The following is a 25,314-nucleotide window of genomic DNA, read 5'->3' on the forward strand; positions in this document are numbered from 1 at the left end:
CGATCGTACTGCTACCGTACGCCGGGAGCGCTCACCCGCGCAGCTCGGCGATCTTCGACGCCACCGAGGCCGCGACCTCGCGGACCCGCGTCACGTCCGCGCCCGGGTCGGGCCGCACCTGCAGCACCACGCCGTCCCGCCCGGCCACCTTGCGCTGCACGAACCACGCGCCGACGGTCGCATTGTGCTCCCGGGACTTGATCGACCCGGTCACGCGCGCGTGCACGACCTCGGGCACCTTGCCCGGCGACTCCAGCGGGAACCGCTGCGGCGCGAGGTCGCGCAGCAGCACGGCCCCGCCGGCCGCGCCGTCCTCGACCGCCTCGATCACCGCCAACGCGCTCCCGCTCCACGTCGCCTTGCTGATCAGGTGCCACCCGACCCGGCGCGGACCGGGCTGCCCCGGATCAGGCTGACCCGGACCGGGCAACCACAGCCCGTGCGTGGTCGCCACGAGCCACCCCGCGCCGACCGGGGCCGACGCCAGCACGTTCTCGTCGGCCTCCAGCGACCCGGTGAACCCCTCGGGCGCGCCCGAGCCGAAAACCCTCCGGAACAGCCCCATCACAGCCCGCCCGCCGCTTGTTGGCCCAACGCCTTGTGGTAGTCCTCCAGCGCGATGAGGTCGCCGAACAGGGCCCGGTACTCGTCGGGCTCCTCCACCGGCGACACGCGCCGCAGCCGGGACTTGATCTCGGTGATCTGCCCCGCCACCAGGATCTGCTGCAACCGCGCCAGCACGCCCTGCACGTACCGGTACTCGTCGTCCGCCTTGACCCGCAGCTGCTCGACGGACAGCTCGGTCAGCACCGACCGCACGGCCTGGTGCCGGCACGCCTGCGACACCGCGTCCAGGAACGCCGGACCGGACAGCCCGGACGACGCGCCGCCCGCCTCCCGGATCGCCTGGTGCAACGCCAGGTAGGCGGGGTGCGTGAACGCCTCGTCGGGCAGCGAGTCGTAGTACGGCCCGGCCATCTCGGGCAGCTGCAGCGCCGCCTTCAACGCCTCCCGCTGCGCCCACAGCGCCGGGTCGCGCGGGTCGGGGCGGGTCGGCCCGTCGACGTCCACGGCCAGCGCGCCCTGGTTCGGGTCGGCGGGCGCGGCACGCCGCGACGGCGCGGGCGCGCGGCCGGTCGCCGTCTCGCGCACCCGGCGCACCACGGCCGACTCGTCCTCCCAGCCGACCCACCAGGCCAGCCGGGTCGCGTAGCCGTCCCGCTTGGCCCGGTCCTTGATCTGCGCCACGAACGGCACCATGACCTTCAGCGCCTCGACCCGACCGTCCACCGAGTCGAGGTCGTAGTCCTTCAGCCGGGTCTTGATGGCGAACTCGAACAGCGGCGTGCGGCGGGCCACCAGGTCGCGCACGGCCACGTCGCCCTTGTCCTGCCGCAGCTCGCACGGGTCCATGCCGTCCGGCGCGATGGCGATGTAGGTCTGCGCGGAGAACGCCTGCTCGCCCTCGAACGCCTTCAGCGCCGCCTTCTGCCCGGCCGCGTCGCCGTCGAAGGTGAAGATGACCTCGCCGTTGAGCGAGTCGTCGATCAGCAGCCGGCGCAGCACGTTCATGTGGTCCGCGCCGAACGCCGTGCCGCAGGACGCGACCGCCGTCGGCACGCCCGCCAGGTGCATGGCCATCACGTCGGTGTAGCCCTCGACGACCACGGCCTGCCTGCGCTTGGCGATCTCCCGCTTGGCCAGGTCCAGCCCGAACAGCACCTGCGACTTCTTGTAGATCGGGCTCTCGCTGGTGTTGAGGTACTTGGCCTGGATCGGGTCGTCGTCGAAGATCCGGCGAGCGCCGAAGCCGACGACCTCGCCGCCCATGTCCCGGATGGGCCACAGCAGCCGGCGGTGGAACCGGTCGATCGGGCCCTGCCTGCCCTCCTTGGTCAGCTGGGCCTTGATCAGCTCGGTCAGCTCGAACCCGCGCCCGAGGAGGTGCTTGGTGAGCTTGTCCCAGCCGGCGGGCGCGAAGCCGCAGCCGAACTGGCGGGCCGCGGCCTCGTCGAAACCGCGTTGCGCCAGGAACTCGCGCGCGGCCAGCGCGTCCGGCGTGGCCAGCTGCTCGGCGTAGAACTCGGCGGCGACCCGGTGCGCCTCGATGAGCCTGCTGCGGGTGCCTCGGTCGCGCTGGACGGTCGCGCCGCCGCCCTCGTAGGTGAGCTGGATGCCGGCCCGGTCGGCCAGCCGTTCGACGGCCTCCACGAACCCGAGGTGCTCGATCTTCATCACGAACGCGATGACGTCGCCGCCCTCGCCGCAGCCGAAGCAGTGGAACGTGCCGTGCGAGGGCCGGACGTTGAACGACGGCGACTTCTCGTCGTGGAACGGGCACAGGCCCTTCAACGCGCCGGCGCCGGCGCCGCGCAGGGAGACGTGGTCCCCCACGACGTCGTCGATCCGGCTCCGGTCACGCACCAATGCGACGTCGCTCTCCCGGATGCGTCCTGCCACGTCGAGCGAGTCTAGTGCTGGCAGACTGGTGCCCGTGACCACCGGCGAGGAGATCTCGGCGTCCGAGCGGACCCTGGCGTCGACCTTCACCGGCCACCGCTCCCACCTGGTCGGCGTGGCCTACCGGCTCACCGGCAGCGTCGCGGACGCCGAGGACGCGGTGCAGGAGGCGTGGCTGCGGCTGACCGGCCTGAGCCGGGAGGGCCGGGCCGGCATCCGGGACCTGCGCGGCTGGCTGACGACCGTGGTGGGCCGGATCTGCCTGGACCGGCTGCGGTCGGCGGCGTCGCGGCGGGAGCGGTACGTCGGGCAGTGGCTGCCTGAGCCGTTGGTCACGTCGGGCGAGGACGACCCGCTGGACGCGGTGGTGCGCGACGACGGCGTGCGGATGGCGGCGCTGGTGGTGCTGGACCGCCTCACGCCCGAGCAGCGGGTGGCGTTCGTGCTGCACGACGCGTTCGGCGTGCCGTTCGCGGAGATCGCCGACGCGTTGGGCTGCGCGGTCGCGACGGCCCGTCAGCACGCTTCCCGCGGCCGCAAGGCGGCGGCCGAGGCCGACCCGCCGCCGCGGGTGGCGCTGGAGGAGCAGCGCGAGGTGCTGGAGCGGTTCCTCCGGGCCGTGGCGTCCGGCGACGTCAACGCGGTGATCGGCGTGCTGCACCCGGACGCGGTGCTGGTGGGCGACGGCGGCGGCCGGGCCAAGACCGCGTTCAACGTGGTCAGCGGCGCGGACAAGGTGGCCCGCCTGATCCTCGGCCTGATGAGGCGCTACGGCGACGTCGAGGGGCGGCCCGTGCTGGTCAACGGCGACCTGGGGTTGCTGTTCACCGCCCAGGGCGAGCTCACGCCCCGGGTCGAGGCGGTCGTGGTGCGGGACGGCAAGGTGGCCGGCGTGTACGACATGTCGAACCCGGACAAGCTCGGCCACGTGCCGTTCCCCGAGGGCCCCTGAGAGCCCTTGAAGCCTCTGTGCCCGCTTACGGCATCGGCACCCGGCAGGCGTCACCCGAGGCGAACCCCTGGTCGGTGATGCCGAACGCCGAGTTGAACCGGCCGCGCTGGTTCTCCAGCGCGATCAGGTAGGTCAGCTCGACCAGCCCCTGGTGGCCCAGCCGGCGGTCCAGCTCGGCGACCTGCTCGTCGGTGACGGCGGTCGGGGTCTCGGTCATCGCGTCGGCGTAGGCGAGGGCCAGCTTCTCCAGCTCGGTGTACTTGTCCGACGTCGGGTAGTCGTGGATGTCCTTGAGCCGGTCGACGTCCAAGCCCTCGTGCTTGATCAGCATGGTGCCGAAGTCGACGCACCACGAGCAGCCGAGCTTCACCGCCGTCGAGTAGACGACCAGCTCCCGCAACGACACGGGCAGCGTCCGGGCGGCCTTCTGCACCGCCATCTCGTGCCGCGCGCCCGCGACGAACAGCCCGCGGTGGTGCGCGGTCACCGCGAACGGCTCCGGCACCGCGCCGAACCGCTTCCTGGCGAACCGGTAGGCGAACCTCACCAGCGGGTTGGCCTGCTTGGTCGTGACGACCGGGATCCTGGGCATGTCCGCTCCTCGTTTCGGGTGTTCACCCGGTGGACGAGGAAGGGCCTCACGACGTGACAGCTCCGGGGCCACCGCTCACGGCGTGGCGACCTGGGCGAGGAAGTAGATCGCGCCCGTCTCGGCGTGCCGGACCAGCAGCAGGTAGGGCCGGTCGACGCGGACCGTGCGGGCGGGTTCGGCCGGGATGAACGACGTCATGCGCATCACCACGGCGGTGGCCGCCGCGCCCTCGAAGCCCTGCTCGTCCAACCGCAGCACGGCCTCGTGCACCACGTCGTCCACGTACAGCCGCGGGTCGGGGCTCAGCCGGGTGAGGTCGGCTTCGCGGCCGAACATGGTGCGCACCCCGACCTGCTGCAACGACGCGGCGAGCGAGACGTTCGCGGACAACCTGAGCTTGGGCAGGAACAGCTCGACCCGGTCGTGGTCCAGCGCCTCCAGCACCTCGGGGACGCCTTCGGTGCCGCCGAGGTCGTCGTCGGGCAGCAGCACGACCGCTTCCACGCCGCCGCGCGCGGACAGCGCCACGGCCTCCCACCCGGCGCGGCGGGCGTAGCGCATGCTGCCTTCGCGACGCATGGTGGCGACGTTCCCGGCGCCCCGGAACGGCAGGTCGGCGGTGTCGTGCTCGGGGAACTCCTCACGCCACGCGCACTTCAGGTACAGCGCGTTGACCAGCGTCGCGACCGTGTCGGAGGTGATCGCGCCGGCGGACAGCAGCTCGGGGACCAGGCCCCGGGTCGTCTCGGCCACGTCGGCGTTGATGAGCTTGCGCGCGCCTTCCGGGTCGCCGGCGAACGGCGCGGAGCGGGCCCGCGCGCCGGGCCACCCGGCCAGGTCGGTGAGGAAGCCCTCGTCGATCGGCAGCTCGTCCCACGCCCAGAGCGTGTTGGCCACGGCGAACTCGGCGTCGTCGCCCACCACCGCGTCCTTGAGGACCTTGGCGTGGTCCGCGCCGAGCAGCGCGAGGAGTTCGGCCTCCGTGTCGCCGCGCGCCGCCTGGGCGGTCAGGCCGAGGGCGCTGGCCACCGAGTACGGCGACCAGCACGCGTTGCGGGCGCGGTCGGGCGCGATGGCGTCGTGGAGGGTGAGGGCGAACGTCAGGTGCGCTCGATCAGGCACTGGGTCTCCTTGACCGCTGTGGGCTCGTCCGGGATCGGACGGTCGCCCGCGCCGCTCGCCGGTCCGAGCGGCTGGGGCGGTGACACCGAGTGTGCCACCGGTCACAGGGGATCGGGGGTGGCGGCACCCAGCGCCCGCCGCCACGCCACGGCTTGGGCGTCGGTGAGCGAGGCGACCTGGTCGATCACCACGCGCAGGCGTTCGGCGTCGGTGCCCGCGGCGGCCCACGCGGGGTGGAACGCGGGGTCGAGGGTGTCGGGGGCGCGCATCAGCAGGAGGTGCACCAGCTCGGCGACCAGCTCGCGCTGCCGGGCCTGCATCTCCAGCCGGGACGGGTCGCTCATCACGTACCGGACCGCGACCGCCTTGAGCAGCGCCACCTCGGCCGCGACCCGGGGCGGCACGACCAGGTCGGCCTGGTAGCGGCTCAGCGGGCCGTCGCCGTGCACCTCGCGGGTCGCGCCGACGGCGGCGGACGCGAACCGGCCGACCAGCTCGCTGGTGAGCCGCTTCAACGCCACCTGGGCGCGCAGCGAGCCGTCGTACGCGGCCAGGTCGGCGATCACCGGCAGGCCGAGCAGCTCGGTCGCGGCGCCTTCGAGCACGGACGTCGGCTCGTCGGAGAAGTGCTTGGCCGCCAGGCCCGCGATGGTGGCGCGCTCGGCCGGGTCGCCGAGGGCGGCCAGGCTGATCCGGTGCGCCAGCACGCCGTCCTCCACGTCGTGCACGGAGTAGGCGACGTCGTCGGCCCAGTCCATGACCTGCGCCTCCAGGCACCGCTTCCGCTCCGGCGCGCCCTCGCGGACCCACGCGAACACGCCGAGGTCGTCGTCGTAGGCGCCGAACTTCACCATCCCGGGACGGCGGGTCCACGGGTACTTGGTGGCCGCGTCGAGGCACGCCCGGGTCAGGTTGAGGCCCTTGGCGGTCTTGGGTTCGAGGCGGGTCAGGATGCGCAGGGTCTGGGCGTTGCCCTCGAACCCGCCGCACGGCCCGGCCAGCTCGTCGAGCGCGCGTTCGCCGTTGTGGCCGAACGGCGGGTGCCCGATGTCGTGGGCGAGGCCGGCGGTGTCGACCACGTCGGGGTCGCAGCCCAGCTCCTCGCCGATGCCCCGGCCGATCTGGGCGACCTCCAGCGAGTGGGTGAGGCGGGTGCGCGGCACGCCGGTCACCTCCGCGCCCTCGCCGGGGCCGACGACCTGGGTCTTGCCCGCGAGCCGGCGCAGCGCCGCCGAGTGCAGCACGCGCGCCCGGTCGCGGGAGAACGGCGAGCGGCGCTCGGTGCGCGCTCCGGGCAGCACCGCCCCCTTGGGCGGCTCGGGGAGCAGGCGCGCGGAGTCGTGCCCGGTGTAGCCCTGACTCATCGGCCCAGGGTAGGTGCCCCGGCGGTGGTCGCTCAGAGCAGGATGCCGTCGAACGCCCCCGCCGGCGCCTTCATCAGGTGGTAGTAGAGCAGCGCGCCGGTCTCGCGGCGGATGTAGAACAGCTGCGTCTCGCGGGTCTGCACGTTCGGCCCGCTGCGGGTCGGCGACGTCCACGCGGACAGGCCCTCGTCCTCGGCCATGGTGCGCGCCCGCAGGGAGTGCCACGGGTCGCTGACGATCACCGCCGTGGTGAGCGACTTCTCGCGGGCGGCGGCGGCGAGCGCGCGGATGCTGCCCAGCGTGTCGGTGCCCTCGCCGACCTCGAGGATCCGGTCGGCGGGCACGTCGTGCGCCTCCAGCCAGAGCCGGCCCGCCTCGCCCTCGGTGAAGTTGTCGCCGGGCTGCCTGCCGCCGGTGGTGGCGATGTAGTTGACCACGCCCTGCTCGTAGAGCCGGCGCGCGTGCTCCAGCCGTGCCTCCAGCACGTCGGACGGCACGCCGTTGAACTGGGCCGCGCCGAGCACCACGGCCATGTCGGCGTGGGTCCGGTCGTCCTCGCGGGCCACCTGCCACACGCGGAACGCCGTGCCGCCGACGACGAGGAGCCCGATCACGATGCCGCCGAGGACGACACGCGTGGCCAGCCTGCGGAGTCTCGGCAGGAACGTCACGCCGGGGATGATTCCACACCCGCTCGGGCGTGAGCGCTGCCAGGATCGCGGGCATGGCAGCAGACCAGCCGACGATCGTGGCGACCTCAGGTGGTTTCCGCGCCGGGCGCCGCACCAACCTGGAGTTCCACCGGCTCGTGCACCACGCCGTCGACCTGTCCGGCGTGCACGGCCGCAAACCCCGCCTGTGCCACATCGGCACGGCCTCCGGCGACCAGCGGTGGTTCAGCGCGGACGTGTCCGAAGCCGGGCAGCTGGCGGGGTGGGAGGTGTCGCACCTGAACCTGTTCACCATGCCGCCGACGACCGACGTGCCGGGCTTCCTCGCCTCCCACGACGTGGTGTGGGTCGGCGGCGGGTCGGTGGCGAACCTGCTGGCCGTGTGGGCGGTGCACGACCTGGGGTCGGCGCTGCGCGGCGCGTGGCAGGACGGTGTCGTGCTCGGCGGCGTGTCCGCCGGGTCGATCTGCTGGTTCGCGGGCGGCTCGACCGACTCGTTCGGGCCGGAGCTGCGGGTGGTCACCAACGGCCTCGGCTTCCTGCCGTACGGCAACGGCGTGCACTACGACAGCGAGGCGGCGCGGCGTCCGACGATCCACGCGGCGGTGGCGGCGGGCGTGCTGCCGGTGACGCACTGCACCGACGACGGCGCCGGGCTCGTGTACCACGGCACGGAGCTGGTGGAGGCGGTGTCCGAACGGCGCACGGGTGGCGCCTACGTCGTCACCCGAGAGGAGTCTTCAGCAACCGCACAGGAGGAATCGCTCGACATCAGGCGGTTGTGAACGGACTGTTGAGGCGTGGGAAGACGCTGGTGGGTGGTCGTGGTCGCGGTGGTCGCGGGCGTGGCCGTGTTGGTGGCGCCGCGAGCCGCGGACCGCACGGCGCGGGTGTCGTCGGCCGTGCCCACGAACGCCGCGGCGGAGAACCCGCGGCCGGCCGCGCCACGTGCCGTCGAGGCACCCGCCCCGGACCTCTCGGCGGCGGTGGCGCGGGCGGTCGAGGCCGCCGGGGACGCGGACCTCGGGCTGGCGGTCGTCGACCTGGAGACCGGCGCGGCGGCCGGTCACGACGCCGACGTGCCGTTCCGCTCGGCGTCGTTGAGCAAGCTCCTGGTGGCCGTGGACGTGCTGACCTCCGGCGAGGTGCCGGCGGACGACCTCGATCGGCTGGGCCGCGCCCTCAGCCTGAGCGACGACGACGCGATGAACGCGCTGTGGACCTCGCACGACGGGATGGGCGCGATCGACCGGGTGTCCGCGCAGGCGGGCCTGACCGCCACCCACGCCCCCGAGGACGCCTCCCAGTGGGGCGACGTGGAGATGTCGGCCGCCGACGTCGCCTCCCTCTACCGCTACGCCGTGACCGACCTGCCGGCCGCCCGGCGCGCCTTCTTCGTCACCGCCCTGTCCGCCGCCTCTCCGACCGCCGCGGACGGCTTCGACCAGGCCTACGGCCTGCTGGCGCCGGGCGCCGAGGCGCACGTCTGCGCCAAGCAGGGCTGGATGTGGTACCTGCCGGGGGACTTCTACCTGCACAGCTCGGGCATCGTCGCCGACCGCTACGCCGTGGTCGCCCTGTCGGTCCAGACGGGCGTCACCGAAGAGGCCGCCAAGGACCGGCTGACCGCCGTCACGAACACCCTGGTCGCCGGCCTCGCCGACCAGGCCGGGTGAGCACCGCGATCAGGCCCGCCCGACGGCCGGTGATCGCTACGCTCGGTCGATGGCCGTGCTGGAGATCTCCGACCTGGTGGTGGCCCGGGACCCCGGCACCGGCGCACGGCTCGACGTCCACCGGGCCGAGGTGGCGGCCCGGTTGCGGGACGCGGGCGACGAGCGGGCGGCCCGGATCGTGGAGCGCATCCCGGCCGTGAACGGGGTGCTGGACCCGGCGGCGGTGGACCGGTTGCTGGTCCGCGTGCACACCGAACTGCAACGGCTCAACGAAGAGCTGCACATGGCGCGGCGGTTCGCCGAGGTGCTGCGCCCGATCCTCGCCGCGGCGCGACAGGCCGGCGTCACACCGCTGCGCGTGGTGGACATCGGCTGCGGGCTGGGGTTCGTGCTGCGGTCGCTGGCCGCGTCCGGCGTGCTGGGCGAGGACGTCGAACTGGTGGGTGTCGACTTCAACCCGGCCCTGATCGCCGAGGCGTCGCGGCTGGCCCGCCACGAGCGGCTGCGGTGCCGGTTCTTCGTCGCCGACGCGTTCGCCCTGCCGGGGCACGCCACCGTCTACCTGTCCAACGGCGTGCTGCACCACTTCGCCGCCGACGCCCTGCCGTCGTTCTTCCGGGCCCAGGACCGGCCCGGCACGCAGGCGTTCCTGCACTACGACGTCGCCGCCACGCCGTTGGCCCCGCTGGGCGCGTGGGTGTTCCACCGCGCCCGGATGCGCGAGCCGCTCGGCAGGCACGACGGCGTGGCGTCCGCGCGGCGCGCGCACGGCGACCGGGTGCTGCTCGACGCCGCGGCGCACGCCGACGGCATGGACGTCTTCCTGTTCGAACCCGTCCGGCACGCCAACCCGTTCTGCGCGGCCATGCGCCCGGTGGTCGGTCTGCGGCCCGCGTTGGTCGACGGGGTTCGGCGTGCCCTGGGCCGCCGGGCGCGCGGCCTGGTCACGGTCCCGGCGCGGGCACAGCGGTGAGCTCGGCGGTGCCGGCGGCGCTGTGCCTGCTCGCCCTCACCGACGCCTGCTTCGCCGGGTTCCGCGCGTCCACCGGCCGCAACGCGCGGATCCACAAGCGCGCCTACTACCTGCGCGCCGCGTGGCGGGGGCTGCTCGGCGGCGCGGTCGGTCTCGCCGCGGTGGCCCTGCTGCTCCTGCTGCCCCTGGTGGCCGCGCCCGACGCCGCCGCCCGGTACGCCGAGCTGGTCCGGGCGGGAACGCGGCTGCTGGAGGTGCTGGTCCCGTTCGCGGCGCTGGTGGTGGCGACCCTGGTGGCGTACTGGCTGCTGCCGATGCGGGAGAGCACCTTCGTGATCCTGGTCGGGTTGGGTCCGTTCACGCTGCTGCGGCCGGTCGTCGTGGTGGCGGGCGCGGTGTGGGCGGCCGTCGGGTCGTCCGACTGGCTCGTCTGGGCGGGTTCGGGCGCAGCGGCGGCCTGCGTGCTGGCCGTGGAGCCGGCCGTGCACCGCCTCCGGTACGCGTCGCCCACCTGATGGGTTGAGGCTTTTCACCGCTTACTCTGCGGAATCGTCGGGAAAGTCTCACAAAGGACTTCAAAGTTACGCTTGAAGGTGTGACTGCCGAGGAGATGACGGACCACATCAGCTCGACCTTCGCCGGTACCCGCGTCATGGAGGCGTACGGCGACACGTTCTTCCTCTACGACCCCGACGGCGACCTCCCGCCGGAGCGTCAGCTGCCGTTCGCGACGATCGTGACCGGCGACCACTACGAGCAGGTGTCCGAGCTGACCGAGCCGGGCGCCTACCGGCTCAACATCGGGCTCACCAAGGCGACCTACACCGCGATGTTCGGCGCCGTGCCGACCGGGCGCGACGACCGGGGCGTGTTCGACACCGGTTTCGACCACGCGGAACGGGACCGCGTGATGCCGCACCCCGTGTACGCGTCGCAGCACTGGGTCTGCGTGGTGTCGCCGGGCGAGGCGACGGCGGACGCCATCGGGCCGCTGCTCGCCGAGGCGCACGGGTTCGCCGCCCGCAAGCACGCCAACCACGCCCGGCGGGCCCGGAGGTGACGCCCCGGCGCGGGGATCGCCCGCGCCGGGGGTCGGTTCATTCGGACACCGGGTGGATCAGCTCCACGCTGCCGCGGCCCGCGGCCCAGTGGTCGATCGCCTGGCCGCACGCCTGGTCGAGGTGGCGGACACCGGTCAGGTCGACGCGGACGTGCCTGCTGTCCGGCACGGCCTCCAGGGACTCCAGCAGGCCCGGCAGCTTGAGGAACGTCGCGTTGCCGCGCACCGCCACGTGGTGGTGGTCCTCGCCGTGCGCGGTCACGGTGACGGTCAGGCGGGACATGTCCCAGGCCGTCTTGACCACCGCCGCCAGCAGGCCGGCGAGGGTGCCGGTGAGCAGGTCCGTGAGCACGATCAAGCCCGCGGTGAGCACCAGGATGCCCGCTTCGGCCCGGTCCACGCGGGCCAGGGCCAGGACCTGCCGGGGCGCCAGGAGCTTCCAGCCCGCCTGCACCAGCAGCGCGGCCAGCACCGCCAGCGGCACGTAGGACAGCACGCCCGGCAGCAGCACGACGAACACCAGCAGCCAGCCGCCGTGCAGCACGCGGGACAGCCGGGTGCGGGCGCCGGCGTCCACGTTGGCCGCGCTGCGCACGATCACGGCGGTCATCGGCAACGCGCCGAGCACGCCGCACACCGCGTTGCCGACGCCCTGCGCGACCAGCTCCCGGTTGTACCTCGTGCGCGGACCGCTGTGCATGCGGTCCACGGCCGCCGCGCTGAACAGGCTCTCCGCCGACGCCACGAGGGCGAACGTCAGCATCGCGCCCAGCACGCCGGCGTCCAGCAGGGAGAAGTCGACCAGGGACACCACGTCGGTCAGCGGGCCCACCGAGATGCGCGGCAGCGGGAGCAGCGCGCCCACCGCCGAGGCGACCACGACGGCCACCAGCATCCCCGGCACGGCCCGCCACGGCGTGCGCTTCCACAGCCACGCCACGAGCAGCGTCAGCACGCCGACCGCCACGCCGCTCAACCCGACCGCCGTCGTCAGCGCGGCCCGGACGAGGTCGACCAGCCCGGCGAACTTCGCGCTGGTCGTGGCGGGCTGGTCCTGCCCGCCGAACGGGTAGAGCTGGCCCAGCACGAGCACCAGGCCGATGCCCGCGAGCATGCCCTGGACCACGGCGGGCGAGATGGCGCGGAACCAGCGGCCCAGCCGCAGCAGGCCCATCGCCACCTGGAGCAGGCCCGCGCCGAGCACGATGAGGCCCATCGCGCCGAGGCCGTGTGCCGCGACGGTGTCCGCGACCAGCACGGTCAGGCCCGCCGCCGGGCCGCTGACCTGCATGGTGCTGCCGGGCAGCAGGCCGACGACGAGGCCGCCCACCACGCCGGTGATGATGCCCAGCTCCGCCGGGACGCCGGAGGCGACGGCGATGCCCACGCACAGCGGGAGCGCCACCAGGAACACCACCAGCGACGCGCCGACGTCGGGCCAGAACGTCGGCGGGGCCGGCCGTTCGGTCCGGGTGCTCACGCCTCGGCCCTCGGGTCGTTCACCGTGCGTGAGTTCGTGCGGATGAAGGGTTCGGGCTCGCCGGCGGGCCCTCGTCTCATTTCCTGGGAAACGCGAGGTGGGTGTGCGCGGGCAGGCCGGAACCGTAGACGGAATTCCATTCGGATTACCCCACTCGTCTGTGGTCGGACGATGCGAACTACTGGCGGTGGGGCGCCGATCAGTTCCGGAACACCTGTAAAGCCGACGGGGTCGTCCAGGAGCGGAGGTGTTCTTCGCGGCCTCGTCCTACCGGCGGGACGGGGCCGGCGGTGACCCGGCGGGCCGTGCCGGGGATGCCGCGATCAGAGCGCGGCACGCCCCTGGCCGGCCACGATCGGGTGGACCAAGATCGTGGTTCGGGGCCGTTGCGGCACTCGCGGGCGGGTTCTTCCTCCGACCCGGCCACGGCGTGGCCGACCGGGGCGGCGCGCACGACGCCGACGGCGCCCGGCGGCGACGGCGCGAGCACGGCGACGAGCGCCAAGGCGATTGCGACGACAACGACACGCGCCATGACACCCCCCGATGAGCCGCGCCTGGAACTCCAGTGTCACAAAGGCGGGTGACGTTGCGGTGAATCCGGAACCGCCTTCGTGCACTCAGCTCGATATTCACTCGAATGTGCGTGATCCAGGTCATTCACCTGGGTGCTAAATCACTCTCAGTAATCGGAATACTCTCTGCGGGATGAAGACGGGAAAGGCCGCGGACATCACCGCTCGCCTGGAAGCCGACCTGGCCCGGTACCCCGAGGAACGGGCGCAGATCCTGATCGAGGCGGCCGAGGAGTGGCGCGAGGCGGGTGAGCACGACCGCGCGATCGCGCTGCTGGACCAGGTGGTCGCCGAGGGCGGCGAGGAGGGCGGCGAGGCGCGCGTGGCACTGGCCGACCTGCTGTTCGGCCTCGACCGGGTCGAGGAGGCCCGAGCCCAGCTCGACACCCTGCGCCGCGAGCGTCCGCCGTCGGCGTCGCCGTACCACCTGGCGGCCGAGCTGCTGGAGGAACGCGGTGCGCTCGACGAGTCGCTGACGTGGTTCACCATGGCCGTGTCCCGGCTGACCGAGGAGGAGCTGGCGCAGCGGGACGGCGAGTTCGGGTTCGCCGGCTACGCCAACAACGTCCTGGCCGGCCGACGACGCGTGCGCCAGGCCCTGGCGATGCCCCCGGACGAGCTGGACGAGTCGGTCGAGTCCCTGGCGGACCGCGCCGAGGACTTCACCCGCGCGCTGACGCCCCGAGCCGTGCCGCAGGAGGTGCGGGTGCTGTTCTGGCCGCGCGACGAGATCGCCCACGCGCACACCACCTGGCCGCAGCTGGTGCAGCACTCCGACGCCGACCGCGTGGTGGCCGAGCGCGAGGCCGCCAACCGCGAGCTGTCCGAGACGGGCGCCGCCCGGATCACCATGGTGCCGCTGACCACCGCGAAACTCCTGGAGTTCGCGGCGCGGACCGGCGAGGACCCCGCCGACGAGGACACCCGCCTGGCGTGCCTGAACGAGATCGTCGAGGAAGGCGGCGCGGTCGCCTGGCCCCCTGCCCGCAACGAGCGCTGCTGGTGCGGCTCGACCTCCAAGTACAAGAAGTGCTGCGGCCGCCCGAACCACCCAGTGGGCTAGTCGAGAGCGGCGAGGGTGAAGGACGCCGCGGCGGCCAGGCTGAGCAACGCCCGGACGTGGTTCATGGGCACCCACTCGCGGAGGTAGCGGGTCCAGTGCCCGGTCGTGCCGACCCGCTCCAGCTCGTTGTTGCGCGGGACGTGGAACGCGCCCGTCAGCACGATCCCGCCGAGGACGTAGAGCGCCGCGCCCGCCCACGCCCACGGGTCGCCCTCGAACGCCGCGACCACGCCGACGACCGCCGTGCCGAGGAAGACCCCGGTGAACGCGGGGTTCACCACGGCGAGGTTGATCGCCCGCATCGCGGCCAGGCCGACCGCCGGCTCGGCCCGCCGCAGACCGGGCATGACCATCGCGGAGAACGCGAAGAAGACTCCAGCCATCATCCCGCAGCCGAGGGCCGCGATGATCGTCACCGTGGGGAACATGGCCCCAGTCAAGCCGACGGGTCCTGGACTGCCCATCGCCGAACGGCTCGATCGCATGCGCGAGCGTCTTAGGCTGGCGGCCGTGGACGTTCTCGCCGGGCTGCTGGACGGGCCGCGCGCCCGTGGCGCGTTCCTCATGCGCACCGTCCTGGACCCGCCGTGGTCGCTGCGCATCGAGGACCGCGCGCCGTTGACCGTGGTGGCGATGGTGCGCGGCGAGGGGTGGCTGCTGCCGCACGACGCCGATCCCGTGCCGCTGCGCGTCGGCGACGTGGCGGTGCTGCGCGGGCCCGACCCGTACGCGTTGGCCGACGACCCGGGCACGCCCGTGCAGGCGGTGGTCCACCCCGGCGAGATCACCACCACGCCGGACGGCGCCGCGTTGTGCGAGCAGTGGGGCCTGGGCGTGCGCACGTGGGGCGCGAACCCCGACGGGTCGGTGGTGATGCTCAGCGGCACGTACCAGGTGGACGGCGAGGTGAGCCGGCGGCTGCTGTCGGCGCTGCCGCCGTTCCTCGTGGCGCCGCGCGCGGACCTGCCGCTGGTGCCGCTGCTGGCCGACGAGATCACCCGCGACGAGCCGGGCCAGGAAGCCGTCCTGGACCGCCTGCTGGACCTGCTGCTGATCTCCGTGCTGCGGTCCTGGTTCTGCCGCCCGGAGGCGGAGACGCCGACCTGGTACTCGGCGCACGCCGATCCGGTGGTGGGGCGCGCGCTGCGCCTGCTGCACGGCGACCCGGCGCGTCCGTGGACGGTCGGCGCGCTGGCCGAGGCCGTCGACGTGTCCCGGGCGGCGCTGGCCAGGCGGTTCACCGACCTGGTCGGCGAGCCGCCGATGGCCTACCTGACCGGCTGGCGCCTCGCCCTGGCCGCCGACCTGCTGCGCGAACCGTCCGCCACCGTCGCCGCGGTCGCCCGCCAGGTCGGCTACAGCACCGCGTTCGCGCTGAGCACGGCGTTCAAGCGGGAACGCGGCGTGAGCCCGTCCGAGCACCGGGCGGGCGCGGCCTCCTGAGCGACGCTGTCGAGCTGGGCCGGCTCGGCCACGACGCGAGCGTCGAGATGTGGGTCCTGCCGCCCCGGTGCGAGCAGTTGTTCTCCCCCGAGGTGCGCGAGCAGGCGGAGCGCAAGCTGCGGCTGCTCGACGTCGACGTGGACGTCGAGCGGGCCCGGCTCGTGCGCCGCCTGCCGCGACCCGCGTGACCCGTCGGGTCAGGCGCCGATCAGGCGGGCGGCGAGGTAGCCCTCCAGCTGGTCCATCGACACCCGCTCCTGCGACATGGTGTCGCGTTCCCGCACCGTGACGGCGTGGTCGGTGAGGGTGTCGAAGTCGACCGTGACGCAGAACGGCGTGCCGATCTCGTCCTGCCTGCGGTAGCGGCGGCCGATGGCGCCCGCGTCGTCGAACTCGATGTTCCAGTGCTTGCGCAGGGCGTTGGCCAGGTCCTTGGCCTTCGGCGACAGGTCGGCGTTGCGCGACAGCGGCAGCACGGCCGCCTTCACCGGGGCCAGCCTGCGGTCCAGGCGCAGCACGACCCGCTTGTCCACGCCGCCCTTGGCGTTCGGCGCCTCGTCCTCGGTGTAGGCCTCCAGCAGGAACGCCATCATCGGCCGGCCCACACCGGCGGCGGGCTCGATGACGAACGGCCGGTAGCGCGAGTTGGTGGCCTGGTCGAAGTACGACAGGTCGACGCCCGAGTGCTCCGAGTGCGTGTTCAGGTCGAAGTCGGTGCGGTTGGCGATGCCTTCCAGCTCACCCCACTCCTGGCCGCCGAACTGGAACCGGTACTCGATGTCGACGGTGCGCTTGGAGTAGTGCGACAGCTTTTCCCCGGGGTGCTCGTAGTGGCGCAGGTTCTCCTTGGAGATGCCCAGCTCGGTGTACCAGCGGGTGCGCTCGTCGATCCAGTACTGGTGCCATTCCTCGTCCGTGCCCGGCTCGACGAAGAACTCCATCTCCATCTGCTCGAACTCGCGGGTGCGGAAGATGAAGTTGCCCGGCGTGATCTCGTTGCGGAAGCTCTTGCCGATCTGGCCGATGCCGAACGGCGGCTTGCGGCGCGACGTGGTCTGCACGTTCAGGAAGTTCGTGAAGATGCCCTGCGCGGTCTCCGGGCGCAGGTAGTGCAGGCCCTCGTCGGTCTCGACCGGGCCGAGGTGGGTCTTGAGCAGGCCGTTGAACATCTTCGGCTCGGTGTACTGGCCGCGGTTGCCGCAGTTCGGGCACGGCACGTCGGAGACGTCGCCCTCCGCGACCTGCTTGCCGGTGCGCTCCGCGTACTCCTCGACCAGCGTGTCCTGCCGGAACCGCTTGTGGCACGAGTTGCACTCGATCAGCGGGTCGACGAACGCCTCGACGTGGCCGGACGCCGCCCACACCTCGCGCGGCAGGATCACCGACGAGTCCAGGCCGACGACGTCCTCGCGGCCGCGCACCATGAAGTTCCACCACTGGCGCTTGATGTTGTCCTTCAGCTCGACACCGAGCGGACCGTAGTCCCAGGCCGACCTGGTGCCGCCGTAGATCTCGCCACACGGGTAGACGAACCCGCGACGCTTGCACAGGCTGACGACGGTCTCGATGCGATCGGCTGCCACGGACACTCCATCGGGAGATGCAGAAAAGGACGGAAACGGGCTTGCCAGGGTAGTCCTTGCCGTCGGGTCGCCCTCCGGCGACCGGGCCACACCCGTGCGCGCGTTCCGGTGGTGGAGACGGCGCCGGTTCCGCTTTCACGCGCTGTCGCGTGAGCGGGCAGTCCCGACGCGGAGTGGTCGACCAGAGTCAGCGCGGAGTGGTCGGACCGGCGGCTTCGCCGAGGCGGACGGTGCCCGCGTCGTGCGCCAGCAGGCTCACCTCGCGGCGGACCGCGCCGTCGGCGGCCACCAGCAGCGGTTCGTAGGCGGCCGGCTCGTCGGTGCTCGCCTCCGACAGCAGGGGGATGACGTGCTCGCGCACCTCGAACGGCGACAGCGCCCGCCGGTAGGCCACCACGGAGTCGAACTCGACCGTGAGCACGAAGCGGTCGGCCTCGTCCGTGGACCGCGACAGCCCGCCGCGCCGGCAGCCGGGCTGGGCGGTGAGCAGGGCCAACGCCCGGTCGACGCGTCCGATGAACGCCTCGACCCCGGTTTCCGCCACGGTGAAGCGGCACACGAGCAGCACGGTGCAAGGATGCCACGGTGGCTGGTGACTCGAAGCGGACCCTGATCCCCGGTGCCGGACCGCTCTCGCGGGTCCCCGCGCCGGCGGCGTTCCTGCTGGTCTTGGCGTTGTTCCTGGCCGGTGTGTGGGTGCGGGGCACGGTGGGCGCGCTGCTGCTGGGCCTGCTGGCGCTCGGGGTGGCGACGCTGCTCGCCACCACCTGGGCCCTGCTCACCCCGAGCGCGCGCGTGTTGAGACTGCTCGTTCTCGGGGTACTGGTGCTCATCACGGTGTCCGTGCTCTAGCGCCGTAGTATCGGTGGTGAAAATCCATACCACGTGGGAGGCGCCGTGACGGTCGGAGTGCGAGGCGAACACGTGCACTCCACGGAACGCCGGGTGCCACCACCCGCGCCGCGGCAGCCGACCCGGACCCTGTCCGCGGCGGGCGAGCTGCTGCGGGCGCTCGCCGCGCCGGTGCGGATCGCGATCGTGCTGCAACTGCGCGAGGCGGACCGGTGCGTGCACGAGCTGGTCGAGGCGCTGGGCGTGGCCCAGCCGTTGATCAGCCAGCACCTGCGGGTGCTCAAGGCCGCGGGCGTGGTGCACGGCGAGCGGCACGGCCGGGAGGTCGTCTACCGGCTCGTCGACGAGCACCTCGCGCACATCGTGGTCGACGCGGTGACCCATGTGGACGAGGGGCCGCCGCGTGGTATCAACCAGACCGACCGGACCCCCCGGACGGAGGAGATGTGACCACTAGCGAGCGCCCGACCACCGCGGTGCCCGGGCTGCGCTCGACCAAGCAGCGCACCGCCGTGTCCAAGCTGCTCGACTCGCTGGGCGAGTTCCGCTCGGCCCAGGAGCTGCACGAGGAGCTGCGCAAGCGCGGCGAGGGCATCGGCCTGACCACGGTCTACCGCACGTTGCAGTCCCTGGCCGACGCGGGCGAGGTCGACGTGCTGCGCACCGACTCGGGCGAGGCGATCTACCGCCGCTGCTCCCAGCACCACCATCACCACCTGGTGTGCCGCAGCTGCGGCCGCACGGTGGAGGTGGAGGGCCCGGCGGTGGAGAAGTGGGCCGACCGGATCGCGGCGGAGAACGGGTTCGTCGAGGTCAGCCACACCGTGGAGATCTTCGGCACGTGCCGCGACTGCTGCGCCGACGACCGGGCGGCGGCGCAGCCCTCGTAGCCCCGCGGCTCAGCCCTCGTAGGTGTCCTCGGGCGTGGTGATCGGCACGATCCGCGACACCGTGAACGTGGGCACGAACGCGCTCTCCTTGGTCGCCGAGCCGGGCACCACCCGGCCGGTGGCCTCGACCCACTGGTCGGTGGGCAGCGCGGCGAAGTCCTGACCCACCATCTTCGCCTTGACCGGCGAGGCGTCCGCGGCGCAGCACGAGATCGTCAGCCGGGCGATGAACACGTCGGCGTCCTTGCGCACGACGAACCCGGTGAGCTTGACCGTGCGGTCGTCCAGCGAACCGGAGTCGTCCCACGCGGTGCGGGTGACGAACTCGCTGATGGTGAGCGGGACGACCTCGTCGGCCGGCAGCGGCGCGAACCCGCTGGACGCGTTGGCCTCCTGGGCGGCGTTGCGGTCGGACCGGTTGACCGTGTCCGCGCCCAGCGCCGGCGGGCTGATCAGGAACACCGCGAACACCGGCAGCAGCAGCATCCACGGGCTGCGCGACGTGCCGTGCTCGTGCCCGGCGTGCTCGACCCCGCTGGGCTGCGCGTGACCGGCGTGGGTCTGGCCGGCGCGGATGTCGCGGGCGATCGACACCAGGGCCAGCGCCACCATGACGCCGCCGGTCACGACCAGCCACGGCTGCAACGACTCCTTGACGTACCGCAGGTACGTGCCGGTCAGCGCGAGCTTGAGCAGCGCGCCGCCGAGCAGGACCAGCAGGATGTTCTGCGTCTCACGCCTCATGGGCCACGTCTCCTCGGTTCTCCCGCCTCACAGGAACACCGCTCCCGCCGCCAGGGCCGACGCGATCGCCACCACGAACGTGGCCGGTGCGAAGCGCGCCGCGAAGGACTTGCCGAACGCGCCCGCCTGCAGCGCGATGAGCTTGACGTCGACCGCCGGGCCGACGACCAGGAACACCAGCCGGGGCAGCAGCGGCAGCGCCGACATGGAGGCCGCGACGAACGCGTCCGCCTCGCTGCACAGCGCCAGCACCACGGCCAGCAACGACAGCACCACCACGGCCAGCACGACCTGCCCGCCCAGCGTCTCCAGCCAGGCCTGCGGCACCAGGACGTTGAACGCCGCCGCGAACACGCCGCCGAGCACCAGGAACCCGCCCGCGTCGACCAGGTCGTGCCGCGCGGTCTCGGCGAACACCAGCCAGCGGGACGTGCCGTCGTGGTCGGGCAGGCGGCGCAACGCGCGTTCGGCGATCCACTCGGCCTTGCCGAACCGGGTCCACAGCCAGCCCATGACCACGGCGGTGAGCAGCGCGCCGACGAACCGCGCGGGCACCATCATCGGCGCGTTGGGGAACGCCACGGCCGTGGACACCAGCACGATCGGGTTCACCGCGGGCGCGGCGAGCAGGAACGTCAGCGCCACGGCGGGCGCCACGCCCTGCTGCATCAGCCGGCGGGAGACGGGCACGGCCGCGCACTCGCAGCCGGGCAGCGCCACCCCGGCGACACCGGCGACGGGCACGGCGAGCGCGGTTCTGCTCGGCAACGCCCGGCGCAGCACCGAGGCCGGGATGAACGCCGCGATCGCGCCGCTGATCAGCACCCCGAGGACGAGGAACGGCAGCGCCTGCACGCACACCGCGACGAACACCGTGGACGCCGTGCGCAGCACCGGCACGTCGAGCACGCCGACCAGCCAGTCCTGCAACAACAGCGCCGCCACGAGCAGCGCGCAGAGCACTTCCAGCGAAGTGATCCTCCAGCGCGGCGGCGGGCGGCGCGGCCCCGCGCCCCGGATTTCGCCAGTGATTGTCACTTTCGAGATGATGCCAGAACCACCGCGCTCGGCTCACCGACCTCCGGCTGGTCTTCGTCCGCCGGCCACGCGACCGTCACCGGCGGTACGTTCGCGTCGTGGACTGGCACGAGTGGCACGCCGACTACGACCGTCCGGGTTCCGGGCTCGCCCGGCGGCTGCGGGCCGTCCAGGCGCAGGTCGAGGCCGCGCTGGACGACAGCCCGCCCGGCCCGCTGAGGGTGCTCAGCCTGTGCGCCGGTCAGGGCCGCGACCTGCTGGAAGTGCTCGCCGACCACCCCCGGCGGCACGACGTCCGGGCGCGTCTGGTCGAACTGGACCCGCGCAACGCCGCGATCGCCGAGGCGGCGGCACGGGCGGCCGGCCTGACCGGGGTGGAGGTGCTGGTGGCCGACGCCTCGCTCACCGACCACTACCGCGACCTGGCGCCGGCGGACCTCGTGCTGGTCTGCGGCGTGTTCGGCAACATCACCGACGAGGACATCGAGCGGACCGTCGAGCACTGCGCCGCGCTGTGCCGGACGGGCGGCACCGTGATCTGGACCCGCCACCGCGGCGCCCCGGACCGCGTGCCGCTGATCTGCGAGTGGTTCGAGGACCGCGGCTTCCACCGCCACTGGCTGTCCGACCCGGACGCGGGCTTCGGCGCCGCCGCCCACCGCCTCCACGCCGACCCACGCCCGTTGACCGCGGGCGTGCGCATGTTCACCTTCGTCGGCCGCCCCGAGGACGCGTTCGAGGACTCGGCCGCAGACACCTCCGAGGACGCCGACGAGTAGCGACCGCCACGGCGGCGCCGACGGGCCGCACGCCGGTCAGGTCGGGAAGGCGTCGCCGTGGAACGCCTCCTGCGCGCCGCCCCTGGTCAGCGTGGCGAACACGCTGGCCAGCGAGTCGCGCTGGAAGCACCCGGAGCCGGTGCCGGGGTGGAAGCACGCGCCCGCGGTGCTCGCGAACACCGACCAGTAGGCCGGTTGGTCCGCGCACGAGACGGTCGTGGCGCCCCACCCGGAGGCGTTCGCGCCGAAGAGGACCTGGAGGGCCGACACGTCGACGACACCGGTGCCGGTCGTGGTGGAGCAGGTGGCGGTCCCGGAGACCCACAGGCCGCTGTCCGGGTAGTCGCCGACCGAGACACCGGTCACGGCGATGCCCGCCGCCGCCACCGCCGGGCCGGCCGGCGCCACCGACCAGACCGCCGCGACCAGCACCGCGGCCACCGACGCGGCGAACTTCGCGGCGAACTTCGCGATGATCACGGGACACCTCCGGCGGGCGCGGTCCGACCACGGTAGCGAGGTGCGTCCCCGCGGCACTGCCGTCGAAAGGGTGACCGGAGCACCGCGCACCGGCCGGACCGGGCCCACCGGGCGGCTATTGCGCCGTCTCGTCCTCGTCGCGCAGCTCGGCGATCGTCGCCAGCACGTCCACCGCCTCCGTGACCGGCAGCAGGGGCTCGACCACGGCGGTCACGCCGCGGCTCGCGGCCAGCACCTCCTCGGCCAGCCGCACCGCGTCGTCGCGCTCGTAGGGCCCGCACACGAACGAGGCCCACTCCTCCCCCGCCGACGCCTCGAACGTGATGGCCCACGGCAGGCCCTCCACGTCCGACTCGTCATCGGGCTCGTACACGATCACCCCGGCCATCAGGCACCGTCCCCGGTTCCGGCCAGCAGCTCGTTGCGCAGCTGCGAGGCAGTGGACACGACCAGCATCAACAACGTGCTCAACGGCTCCGGCTTCAGCCCCTCGGCCGGGAACGCGTAACGCAGGGTGACGTCCATCCCGCGCTCGGTGTTCACCACACCCAGCGTGCCGAACAAGCCCTGACCGGCGCGTTCGGCGGCGGACACGGCCAGGCTCGGGTCGTTGGGCAGGTCCCACGCCACCACGCAGGTCAGGCTGAGCACGGTCAGGCCGTCGGCCAGCCGCATCGCCTGCACCGCGCACGGCACCTCCGCGTGCTGGAAGCTCAGCGCCCCGTCGTCGTCGACGTGCACCTCGTGGAACAGCTCCAACGCCTCACGGGCCGCGGTGAGCAGCTCCGCGGTCACCTTGGCGTCCTCGTCGGTCACTTAAGAATCCTCCACGTCGGGCTTGTCCACGGCGCCTCCGAAGCGCCGGTCGCGCATGGCGTACGCCTCGCAGGCGCGCCACAGGTCCAGCCGGTCGAAGTCCGGCCACAGGATGTCCTGGAACACCAGCTCCGCGTACGCCGACTGCCACAGCAGGAAGTTGGACGTGCGCTGCTCGCCGGAAGGCCGGATGAACAGGTCCACGTCCGGCATGTCGGGCTGGTACATGTGCTTGGCGAGGGTCCGCTCGTCGACCTTCTCCGGGTTGATCTTGCCCGCCGCCGCCAGCCGGGCGATCTCCCGCGCCGCGTCGCCGACCTCGGCCCGCCCGCCGTAGTTGATGCACATCGCCAGGTTCAGCACGTCGTTGTCCTTCGTGCGCTCCTCGGCGACCTCGAGCTCGGTGATGACGCTGCGCCACAGCCTCGGCCGGCGACCCGCCCACCGCACCCGCACGCCCAGCTCGTCCAGCTCGTCGGTGCGGTGGCGGATCACGTCACGGCTGAAGCCCATGAGGAAGCGGACCTCCTCCGGGCTGCGCCGCCAGTTCTCGGTGGAGAACGCGTACAGCGACAGCCACTTCACGCCCATCTCGATCGCGCCCTTGGCCGCCTCCACCACGACGGCCTCGCCGCGCTTGTGCCCCTCGATGCGGGACAGGCCGCGCTGGTTGGCCCAGCGGCCGTTGCCGTCCATCACGATCGCGATGTGCCTGGGCACGAGGTCGGCGGGCAGCACCGGGGGCGTGGCGCCGGTGGGGTGCGGTTCCGGGGGTCGGGTGACGCGCTGGACGCGCTCAACCCGCCGTCGGCGGAGCATGGCTGTCCTCTCGGATGGTGTGCCGCGGAGGAGTTCTCCGGTGCGGCAGGCGACTCTAACCGTCGGCCGGCTGCGCCTTTCGCTCGACCAACGGCAGCGACCGCAACTGCCGCTCCAGGTGCCACTGCAGGTGCGCGGCGACCAGGCCGCTCGCGTCGCGGCGCGCGCCGGTGGGTATGCCGTCCACCTCGTCCCACCGGCCGTGCAGCAGCGCGGCGAGCAGGCGCAACGTGTCCGCGGACGGCGTGGCGCTGCCCGGCGGCCGGCACCGCGCGCACACCATGCCGCCCGCGTGCACGTTGAACGCCCTGTGCGGGCCCGGGTCGGCGCACCGGGCGCACTCGTCGACCGCCGGCGCCCACCCCGCGAACGCCATCGCGCGCATCAGGTAGGCGTCGAGGATGAGCGAGGCGTCCCGCTCCTTCGCCGCCAACGCCCGCAACGCGCCCGTGACCAGCAGGTACAGCCGCAGGACGGGCTCGCCCTCCTCGGACGTGAGCCGGTCTGCGGTCTCCAGCACCGCGCAGGCCGCCGTGTAGCGCTGGTAGTCGTCCACCAGCACCACGCCGAACGCGTCCAGCGTCTCCACCTGCGTGATCACGTCCAGCGTCCGGCCGGGGTAGAACTGCACGTCCACGTGCCCGAACGGCTCCAGCCGCGCACCGAACCGCGACGACGTGCGGCGCACGCCCTTGGCCGCCGCGCGCACCTTGCCGTGCTTCTGCGTGAGCAGCGTGATGATCCGGTCGGCCTCGCCGAGCTTCTGCACCCGCAGGACCACACCGGTGTCGCGGTAGAGGTTCGCCACCTTCGCCAGTCCCTAGAAACCCAGTCTGCGCAGCTGCTTCGGGTCGCGCTGCCAGTCCTTGGCGATCTTGATGTGCAGGTCGAGGTACACGCGCGTGCCGAGCAGCTTCTCGATCTGCCTGCGCGAGGTGATCCCGACCTGCTTCAGGCGCTCGCCCCGGTGGCCCAGGATGATCGCCTTCTGGCTGGGCCGCTCCACGAACACGTTGGCGTGGATGTCCACCAGGTCGTCACGCCCCTCGCGGGGCAGCATCTCCTCCACCACGACCGCGATCGAGTGCGGCAGCTCGTCCCGCACGCCCTCCAGCGCGGCCTCCCGGATCAGCTCGGCGACCAGGGTCAGCTCCGGCTCGTCGGTCAGCTCGCCGTCCGGGTACAGCGCCGGGCCCTCCGGCAGCTTGCCCAGCACCAGGTCCGCCAGGGCGTCGACCTGGTAGCCGTTCACCGCGGACACCGGGATCAGGTCGGCGAAGTCCATCACCTTCTGCAGCGCGAGCAGCTGCTCGGCCACCTGCTGCTGACCGACCAGGTCGGTCTTGGTGACGATGCCGATGACCGGGGTGCGCTTGGCGATCTTCTCCAGCTCGGCGGCGATGAACTTGTCGCCGGGGCCGACCTTCTGGTCGGCGGGCACGCAGAACCCGACCACGTCCACCTCGGTCCACGTCTCCCGCACCAGGTCGTTCAGGCGCTGGCCGAGGAGCGTGCGCGGGCGGTGCAGGCCGGGGGTGTCCACGAGGACCAGCTGGCCGTCCTCGCGGTGCACGATGCCCCGGATGGTGTGCCGGGTGGTCTGCGGCTTGCTCGACGTGATCGCGACCTTGGTCCCGACCAGCGCGTTGGTCAACGTCGACTTGCCTGCGTTGGGGCGGCCGACGAAGCACGCGAACCCGGAGCGGTAACCATCCATCCGTCCATTGTCCCCGCACCCGTCGACCGCGCCGCGTCAGCCCTAGCCAGTCGCCGTCGACGCCTCGCGCCGGTCCGGCACGCCGGGCCCTGCGCGACCACGAAGCCGCCCGCCCGGGACGGGAACCGCCGCCGGGAAACGCCTCTCCCACCCGGTGCGACCGCC

The 25,314-nt window shown here is 73.0% G+C and carries 32 protein-coding genes; 13 read left to right on the top strand and 19 right to left on the bottom strand.

Annotation, left to right across the window (positions count from 1 at the left end; genetic code table 11):
- Nucleotides 1-31 precede the first annotated feature (31 nt).
- Together EDD40_RS15480 and dnaG are read right to left on the bottom strand one after the other, a co-directional pair.
- On the bottom strand, nt 32-565 hold the full coding sequence (locus tag EDD40_RS15480) for a hypothetical protein (protein WP_123743536.1): 534 nt from the start codon (nt 563-565) through the stop codon (nt 32-34).
- On the bottom strand, nt 565-2,460 hold the full coding sequence (gene dnaG / locus EDD40_RS15485) for a DNA primase (protein WP_123743537.1): 1,896 nt from the start codon (nt 2,458-2,460) through the stop codon (nt 565-567). The genes EDD40_RS15480 and dnaG overlap by 1 nt, the downstream gene beginning before the upstream one ends.
- Nucleotides 2,461-2,494: 34 nt before the next feature.
- Here dnaG and EDD40_RS15490 point away from each other — a divergent pair, with 34 nt between their 5' ends.
- Nucleotides 2,495-3,412 carry a sigma-70 family RNA polymerase sigma factor gene (locus EDD40_RS15490; protein ID WP_246037678.1) on the top strand — a complete coding sequence of 306 codons (918 nt, stop codon included), beginning with the start codon at nt 2,495-2,497 and terminating at the stop codon, nt 3,410-3,412.
- Between the two features lie 25 nt (nt 3,413-3,437).
- Here the strand turns inward: EDD40_RS15490 and EDD40_RS15495 are convergent, their stop codons facing one another.
- From EDD40_RS15495 to EDD40_RS15510, 4 genes are all read right to left on the bottom strand, one after another.
- On the bottom strand, nt 3,438-4,004 hold the full coding sequence (locus EDD40_RS15495; protein ID WP_123743539.1) for a carboxymuconolactone decarboxylase family protein: 567 nt from the start codon (nt 4,002-4,004) through the stop codon (nt 3,438-3,440).
- A 75-nt stretch (nt 4,005-4,079) separates the two neighbouring features.
- Nucleotides 4,080-5,126, bottom strand: coding sequence for a serpin family protein (locus EDD40_RS15500; protein ID WP_123743540.1), 1,047 nt, complete (start codon nt 5,124-5,126; stop codon nt 4,080-4,082).
- A gap of 101 nt (nt 5,127-5,227) precedes the next feature.
- Nucleotides 5,228-6,490 carry a deoxyguanosinetriphosphate triphosphohydrolase gene (locus tag EDD40_RS15505; RefSeq protein WP_123743541.1) on the bottom strand — a complete coding sequence of 421 codons (1,263 nt, stop codon included), beginning with the start codon at nt 6,488-6,490 and terminating at the stop codon, nt 5,228-5,230.
- Nucleotides 6,491-6,522: 32 nt separating this feature from the next.
- Nucleotides 6,523-7,161, bottom strand: coding sequence for a YdcF family protein (locus tag EDD40_RS15510; RefSeq protein WP_123743542.1), 639 nt, complete (start codon nt 7,159-7,161; stop codon nt 6,523-6,525).
- Between the two features lie 53 nt (nt 7,162-7,214).
- Here EDD40_RS15510 and EDD40_RS15515 point away from each other — a divergent pair, with 53 nt between their 5' ends.
- The 5 genes from EDD40_RS15515 to EDD40_RS15535 all read left to right on the top strand — a co-directional run bounded on the left by EDD40_RS15515 (nt 7,215) and on the right by EDD40_RS15535 (nt 10,870).
- A complete protein-coding gene (locus EDD40_RS15515) occupies nt 7,215-7,946 on the top strand; it encodes a Type 1 glutamine amidotransferase-like domain-containing protein (RefSeq protein WP_123743543.1) in 732 nt (243 codons plus the stop codon).
- Nucleotides 7,947-7,961: 15 nt separating this feature from the next.
- Entirely contained in the window at nt 7,962-8,837 is an 876-nt protein-coding gene (locus EDD40_RS15520) for a serine hydrolase (RefSeq protein WP_148088812.1), read from the top strand.
- 49 nt (nt 8,838-8,886) lie between these two features.
- A complete protein-coding gene (locus EDD40_RS15525; RefSeq protein ID WP_123743545.1) occupies nt 8,887-9,810 on the top strand; it encodes a class I SAM-dependent methyltransferase in 924 nt (307 codons plus the stop codon).
- Nucleotides 9,807-10,325: an oxidoreductase gene (locus tag EDD40_RS15530; protein ID WP_123743546.1), complete on the top strand. Its 519-nt coding sequence runs from the start codon at nt 9,807-9,809 to the stop codon at nt 10,323-10,325. Before EDD40_RS15525 ends, EDD40_RS15530 begins: the two co-directional genes overlap by 4 nt.
- Before the next feature lie 80 nt (nt 10,326-10,405).
- On the top strand, nt 10,406-10,870 hold the full coding sequence (locus tag EDD40_RS15535) for a DUF6194 family protein (protein WP_123743547.1): 465 nt from the start codon (nt 10,406-10,408) through the stop codon (nt 10,868-10,870).
- 37 nt (nt 10,871-10,907) lie between these two features.
- Here EDD40_RS15535 and EDD40_RS15540 read toward each other — a convergent pair whose 3' ends face one another.
- On the bottom strand, nt 10,908-12,350 hold the full coding sequence (locus EDD40_RS15540) for a SulP family inorganic anion transporter (protein ID WP_123743548.1): 1,443 nt from the start codon (nt 12,348-12,350) through the stop codon (nt 10,908-10,910).
- A 199-nt stretch (nt 12,351-12,549) separates the two neighbouring features.
- On the bottom strand, nt 12,550-12,885 hold the full coding sequence (locus EDD40_RS41025; protein WP_148088813.1) for a hypothetical protein: 336 nt from the start codon (nt 12,883-12,885) through the stop codon (nt 12,550-12,552).
- 173 nt (nt 12,886-13,058) lie between these two features.
- Here EDD40_RS41025 and EDD40_RS15545 point away from each other — a divergent pair, with 173 nt between their 5' ends.
- Nucleotides 13,059-13,988, top strand: a complete 930-nt coding sequence (locus EDD40_RS15545) for a tetratricopeptide repeat protein (RefSeq protein WP_123743549.1) — start codon at nt 13,059-13,061, stop codon at nt 13,986-13,988.
- Here the strand turns inward: EDD40_RS15545 and EDD40_RS15550 are convergent.
- Nucleotides 13,985-14,404: an anthrone oxygenase family protein gene (locus EDD40_RS15550; RefSeq protein ID WP_246037679.1), complete on the bottom strand. Its 420-nt coding sequence runs from the start codon at nt 14,402-14,404 to the stop codon at nt 13,985-13,987. The two genes, EDD40_RS15545 and EDD40_RS15550, sit on opposite strands and share 4 nt — an antisense overlap.
- A gap of 94 nt (nt 14,405-14,498) precedes the next feature.
- Between EDD40_RS15550 and EDD40_RS15555 the strand changes: the two genes are divergently transcribed.
- Together EDD40_RS15555 and EDD40_RS41730 are read left to right on the top strand one after the other, a co-directional pair.
- Nucleotides 14,499-15,431: an AraC family transcriptional regulator gene (locus EDD40_RS15555; RefSeq protein ID WP_123743551.1), complete on the top strand. Its 933-nt coding sequence runs from the start codon at nt 14,499-14,501 to the stop codon at nt 15,429-15,431.
- Nucleotides 15,432-15,478: 47 nt separating this feature from the next.
- Complete coding sequence (locus EDD40_RS41730; protein WP_170185095.1) at nt 15,479-15,619, top strand: hypothetical protein; 141 nt, start codon at nt 15,479-15,481, stop codon at nt 15,617-15,619.
- Nucleotides 15,620-15,628: 9 nt separating this feature from the next.
- On the opposite strand, the gene EDD40_RS15560 is transcribed toward EDD40_RS41730, so the two are convergent.
- Nucleotides 15,629-17,014 carry a glycine--tRNA ligase gene (locus tag EDD40_RS15560; RefSeq protein ID WP_123743552.1) on the bottom strand — a complete coding sequence of 462 codons (1,386 nt, stop codon included), beginning with the start codon at nt 17,012-17,014 and terminating at the stop codon, nt 15,629-15,631.
- A gap of 187 nt (nt 17,015-17,201) precedes the next feature.
- The gene (locus EDD40_RS15565) at nt 17,202-17,582 is read right to left on the bottom strand and encodes an antibiotic biosynthesis monooxygenase family protein (RefSeq protein ID WP_123743553.1); all 381 of its coding nucleotides are present in this window, start codon (nt 17,580-17,582) and stop codon (nt 17,202-17,204) included.
- 17 nt (nt 17,583-17,599) lie between these two features.
- On the opposite strand from EDD40_RS15565, the gene EDD40_RS15570 reads away from it, so the two are divergent.
- From EDD40_RS15570 to EDD40_RS15580, 3 genes are read left to right on the top strand one after another with little or no spacing between them, the layout of a single operon-like run.
- Nucleotides 17,600-17,866 carry a DUF6703 family protein gene (locus EDD40_RS15570; protein ID WP_236594748.1) on the top strand — a complete coding sequence of 89 codons (267 nt, stop codon included), beginning with the start codon at nt 17,600-17,602 and terminating at the stop codon, nt 17,864-17,866.
- A gap of 45 nt (nt 17,867-17,911) precedes the next feature.
- Nucleotides 17,912-18,316 carry an ArsR/SmtB family transcription factor gene (locus tag EDD40_RS15575; protein ID WP_201438965.1) on the top strand — a complete coding sequence of 135 codons (405 nt, stop codon included), beginning with the start codon at nt 17,912-17,914 and terminating at the stop codon, nt 18,314-18,316.
- Complete coding sequence (locus EDD40_RS15580; RefSeq protein ID WP_123743555.1) at nt 18,313-18,756, top strand: Fur family transcriptional regulator; 444 nt, start codon at nt 18,313-18,315, stop codon at nt 18,754-18,756. The genes EDD40_RS15575 and EDD40_RS15580 overlap by 4 nt, the downstream gene beginning before the upstream one ends.
- A 9-nt stretch (nt 18,757-18,765) precedes the next feature.
- Here EDD40_RS15580 and EDD40_RS15585 read toward each other — a convergent pair whose 3' ends face one another.
- Both EDD40_RS15585 and EDD40_RS15590 read right to left on the bottom strand, forming a co-directional pair.
- A complete protein-coding gene (locus EDD40_RS15585; protein WP_123743556.1) occupies nt 18,766-19,500 on the bottom strand; it encodes a TIGR03943 family putative permease subunit in 735 nt (244 codons plus the stop codon).
- A gap of 27 nt (nt 19,501-19,527) precedes the next feature.
- Nucleotides 19,528-20,538 carry a permease gene (locus EDD40_RS15590; RefSeq protein ID WP_123743557.1) on the bottom strand — a complete coding sequence of 337 codons (1,011 nt, stop codon included), beginning with the start codon at nt 20,536-20,538 and terminating at the stop codon, nt 19,528-19,530.
- A 98-nt stretch (nt 20,539-20,636) separates the two neighbouring features.
- On the opposite strand from EDD40_RS15590, the gene EDD40_RS15595 reads away from it, so the two are divergent.
- Entirely contained in the window at nt 20,637-21,317 is a 681-nt protein-coding gene (locus tag EDD40_RS15595; protein WP_123743558.1) for a class I SAM-dependent methyltransferase, read from the top strand.
- Between the two features lie 36 nt (nt 21,318-21,353).
- Here EDD40_RS15595 and EDD40_RS15600 read toward each other — a convergent pair whose 3' ends face one another.
- The 6 genes from EDD40_RS15600 to era all read right to left on the bottom strand — a co-directional run bounded on the left by EDD40_RS15600 (nt 21,354) and on the right by era (nt 25,149).
- The gene (locus EDD40_RS15600; RefSeq protein WP_123743559.1) at nt 21,354-21,797 is read right to left on the bottom strand and encodes a hypothetical protein; all 444 of its coding nucleotides are present in this window, start codon (nt 21,795-21,797) and stop codon (nt 21,354-21,356) included.
- Nucleotides 21,798-21,912: 115 nt separating this feature from the next.
- On the bottom strand, nt 21,913-22,185 hold the full coding sequence (locus tag EDD40_RS15605; protein ID WP_123743560.1) for a hypothetical protein: 273 nt from the start codon (nt 22,183-22,185) through the stop codon (nt 21,913-21,915).
- Entirely contained in the window at nt 22,185-22,613 is a 429-nt protein-coding gene (locus EDD40_RS15610) for a YbjN domain-containing protein (protein WP_123743561.1), read from the bottom strand. Before EDD40_RS15610 ends, EDD40_RS15605 begins: the two co-directional genes overlap by 1 nt.
- Nucleotides 22,614-23,432 carry an isoprenyl transferase gene (locus EDD40_RS15615; RefSeq protein WP_123743562.1) on the bottom strand — a complete coding sequence of 273 codons (819 nt, stop codon included), beginning with the start codon at nt 23,430-23,432 and terminating at the stop codon, nt 22,614-22,616.
- 55 nt (nt 23,433-23,487) lie between these two features.
- Nucleotides 23,488-24,240 carry a DNA repair protein RecO gene (gene recO / locus EDD40_RS15620; RefSeq protein WP_123743563.1) on the bottom strand — a complete coding sequence of 251 codons (753 nt, stop codon included), beginning with the start codon at nt 24,238-24,240 and terminating at the stop codon, nt 23,488-23,490.
- 12 nt (nt 24,241-24,252) lie between these two features.
- Nucleotides 24,253-25,149: a GTPase Era gene (gene era / locus EDD40_RS15625; RefSeq protein WP_123743564.1), complete on the bottom strand. Its 897-nt coding sequence runs from the start codon at nt 25,147-25,149 to the stop codon at nt 24,253-24,255.
- Nucleotides 25,150-25,314 lie beyond the last annotated feature (165 nt).

The organism is Saccharothrix texasensis (assembly GCF_003752005.1).
Taxonomy (GTDB): Bacteria; Actinomycetota; Actinomycetes; order Mycobacteriales; family Pseudonocardiaceae; genus Actinosynnema; species Actinosynnema texasense.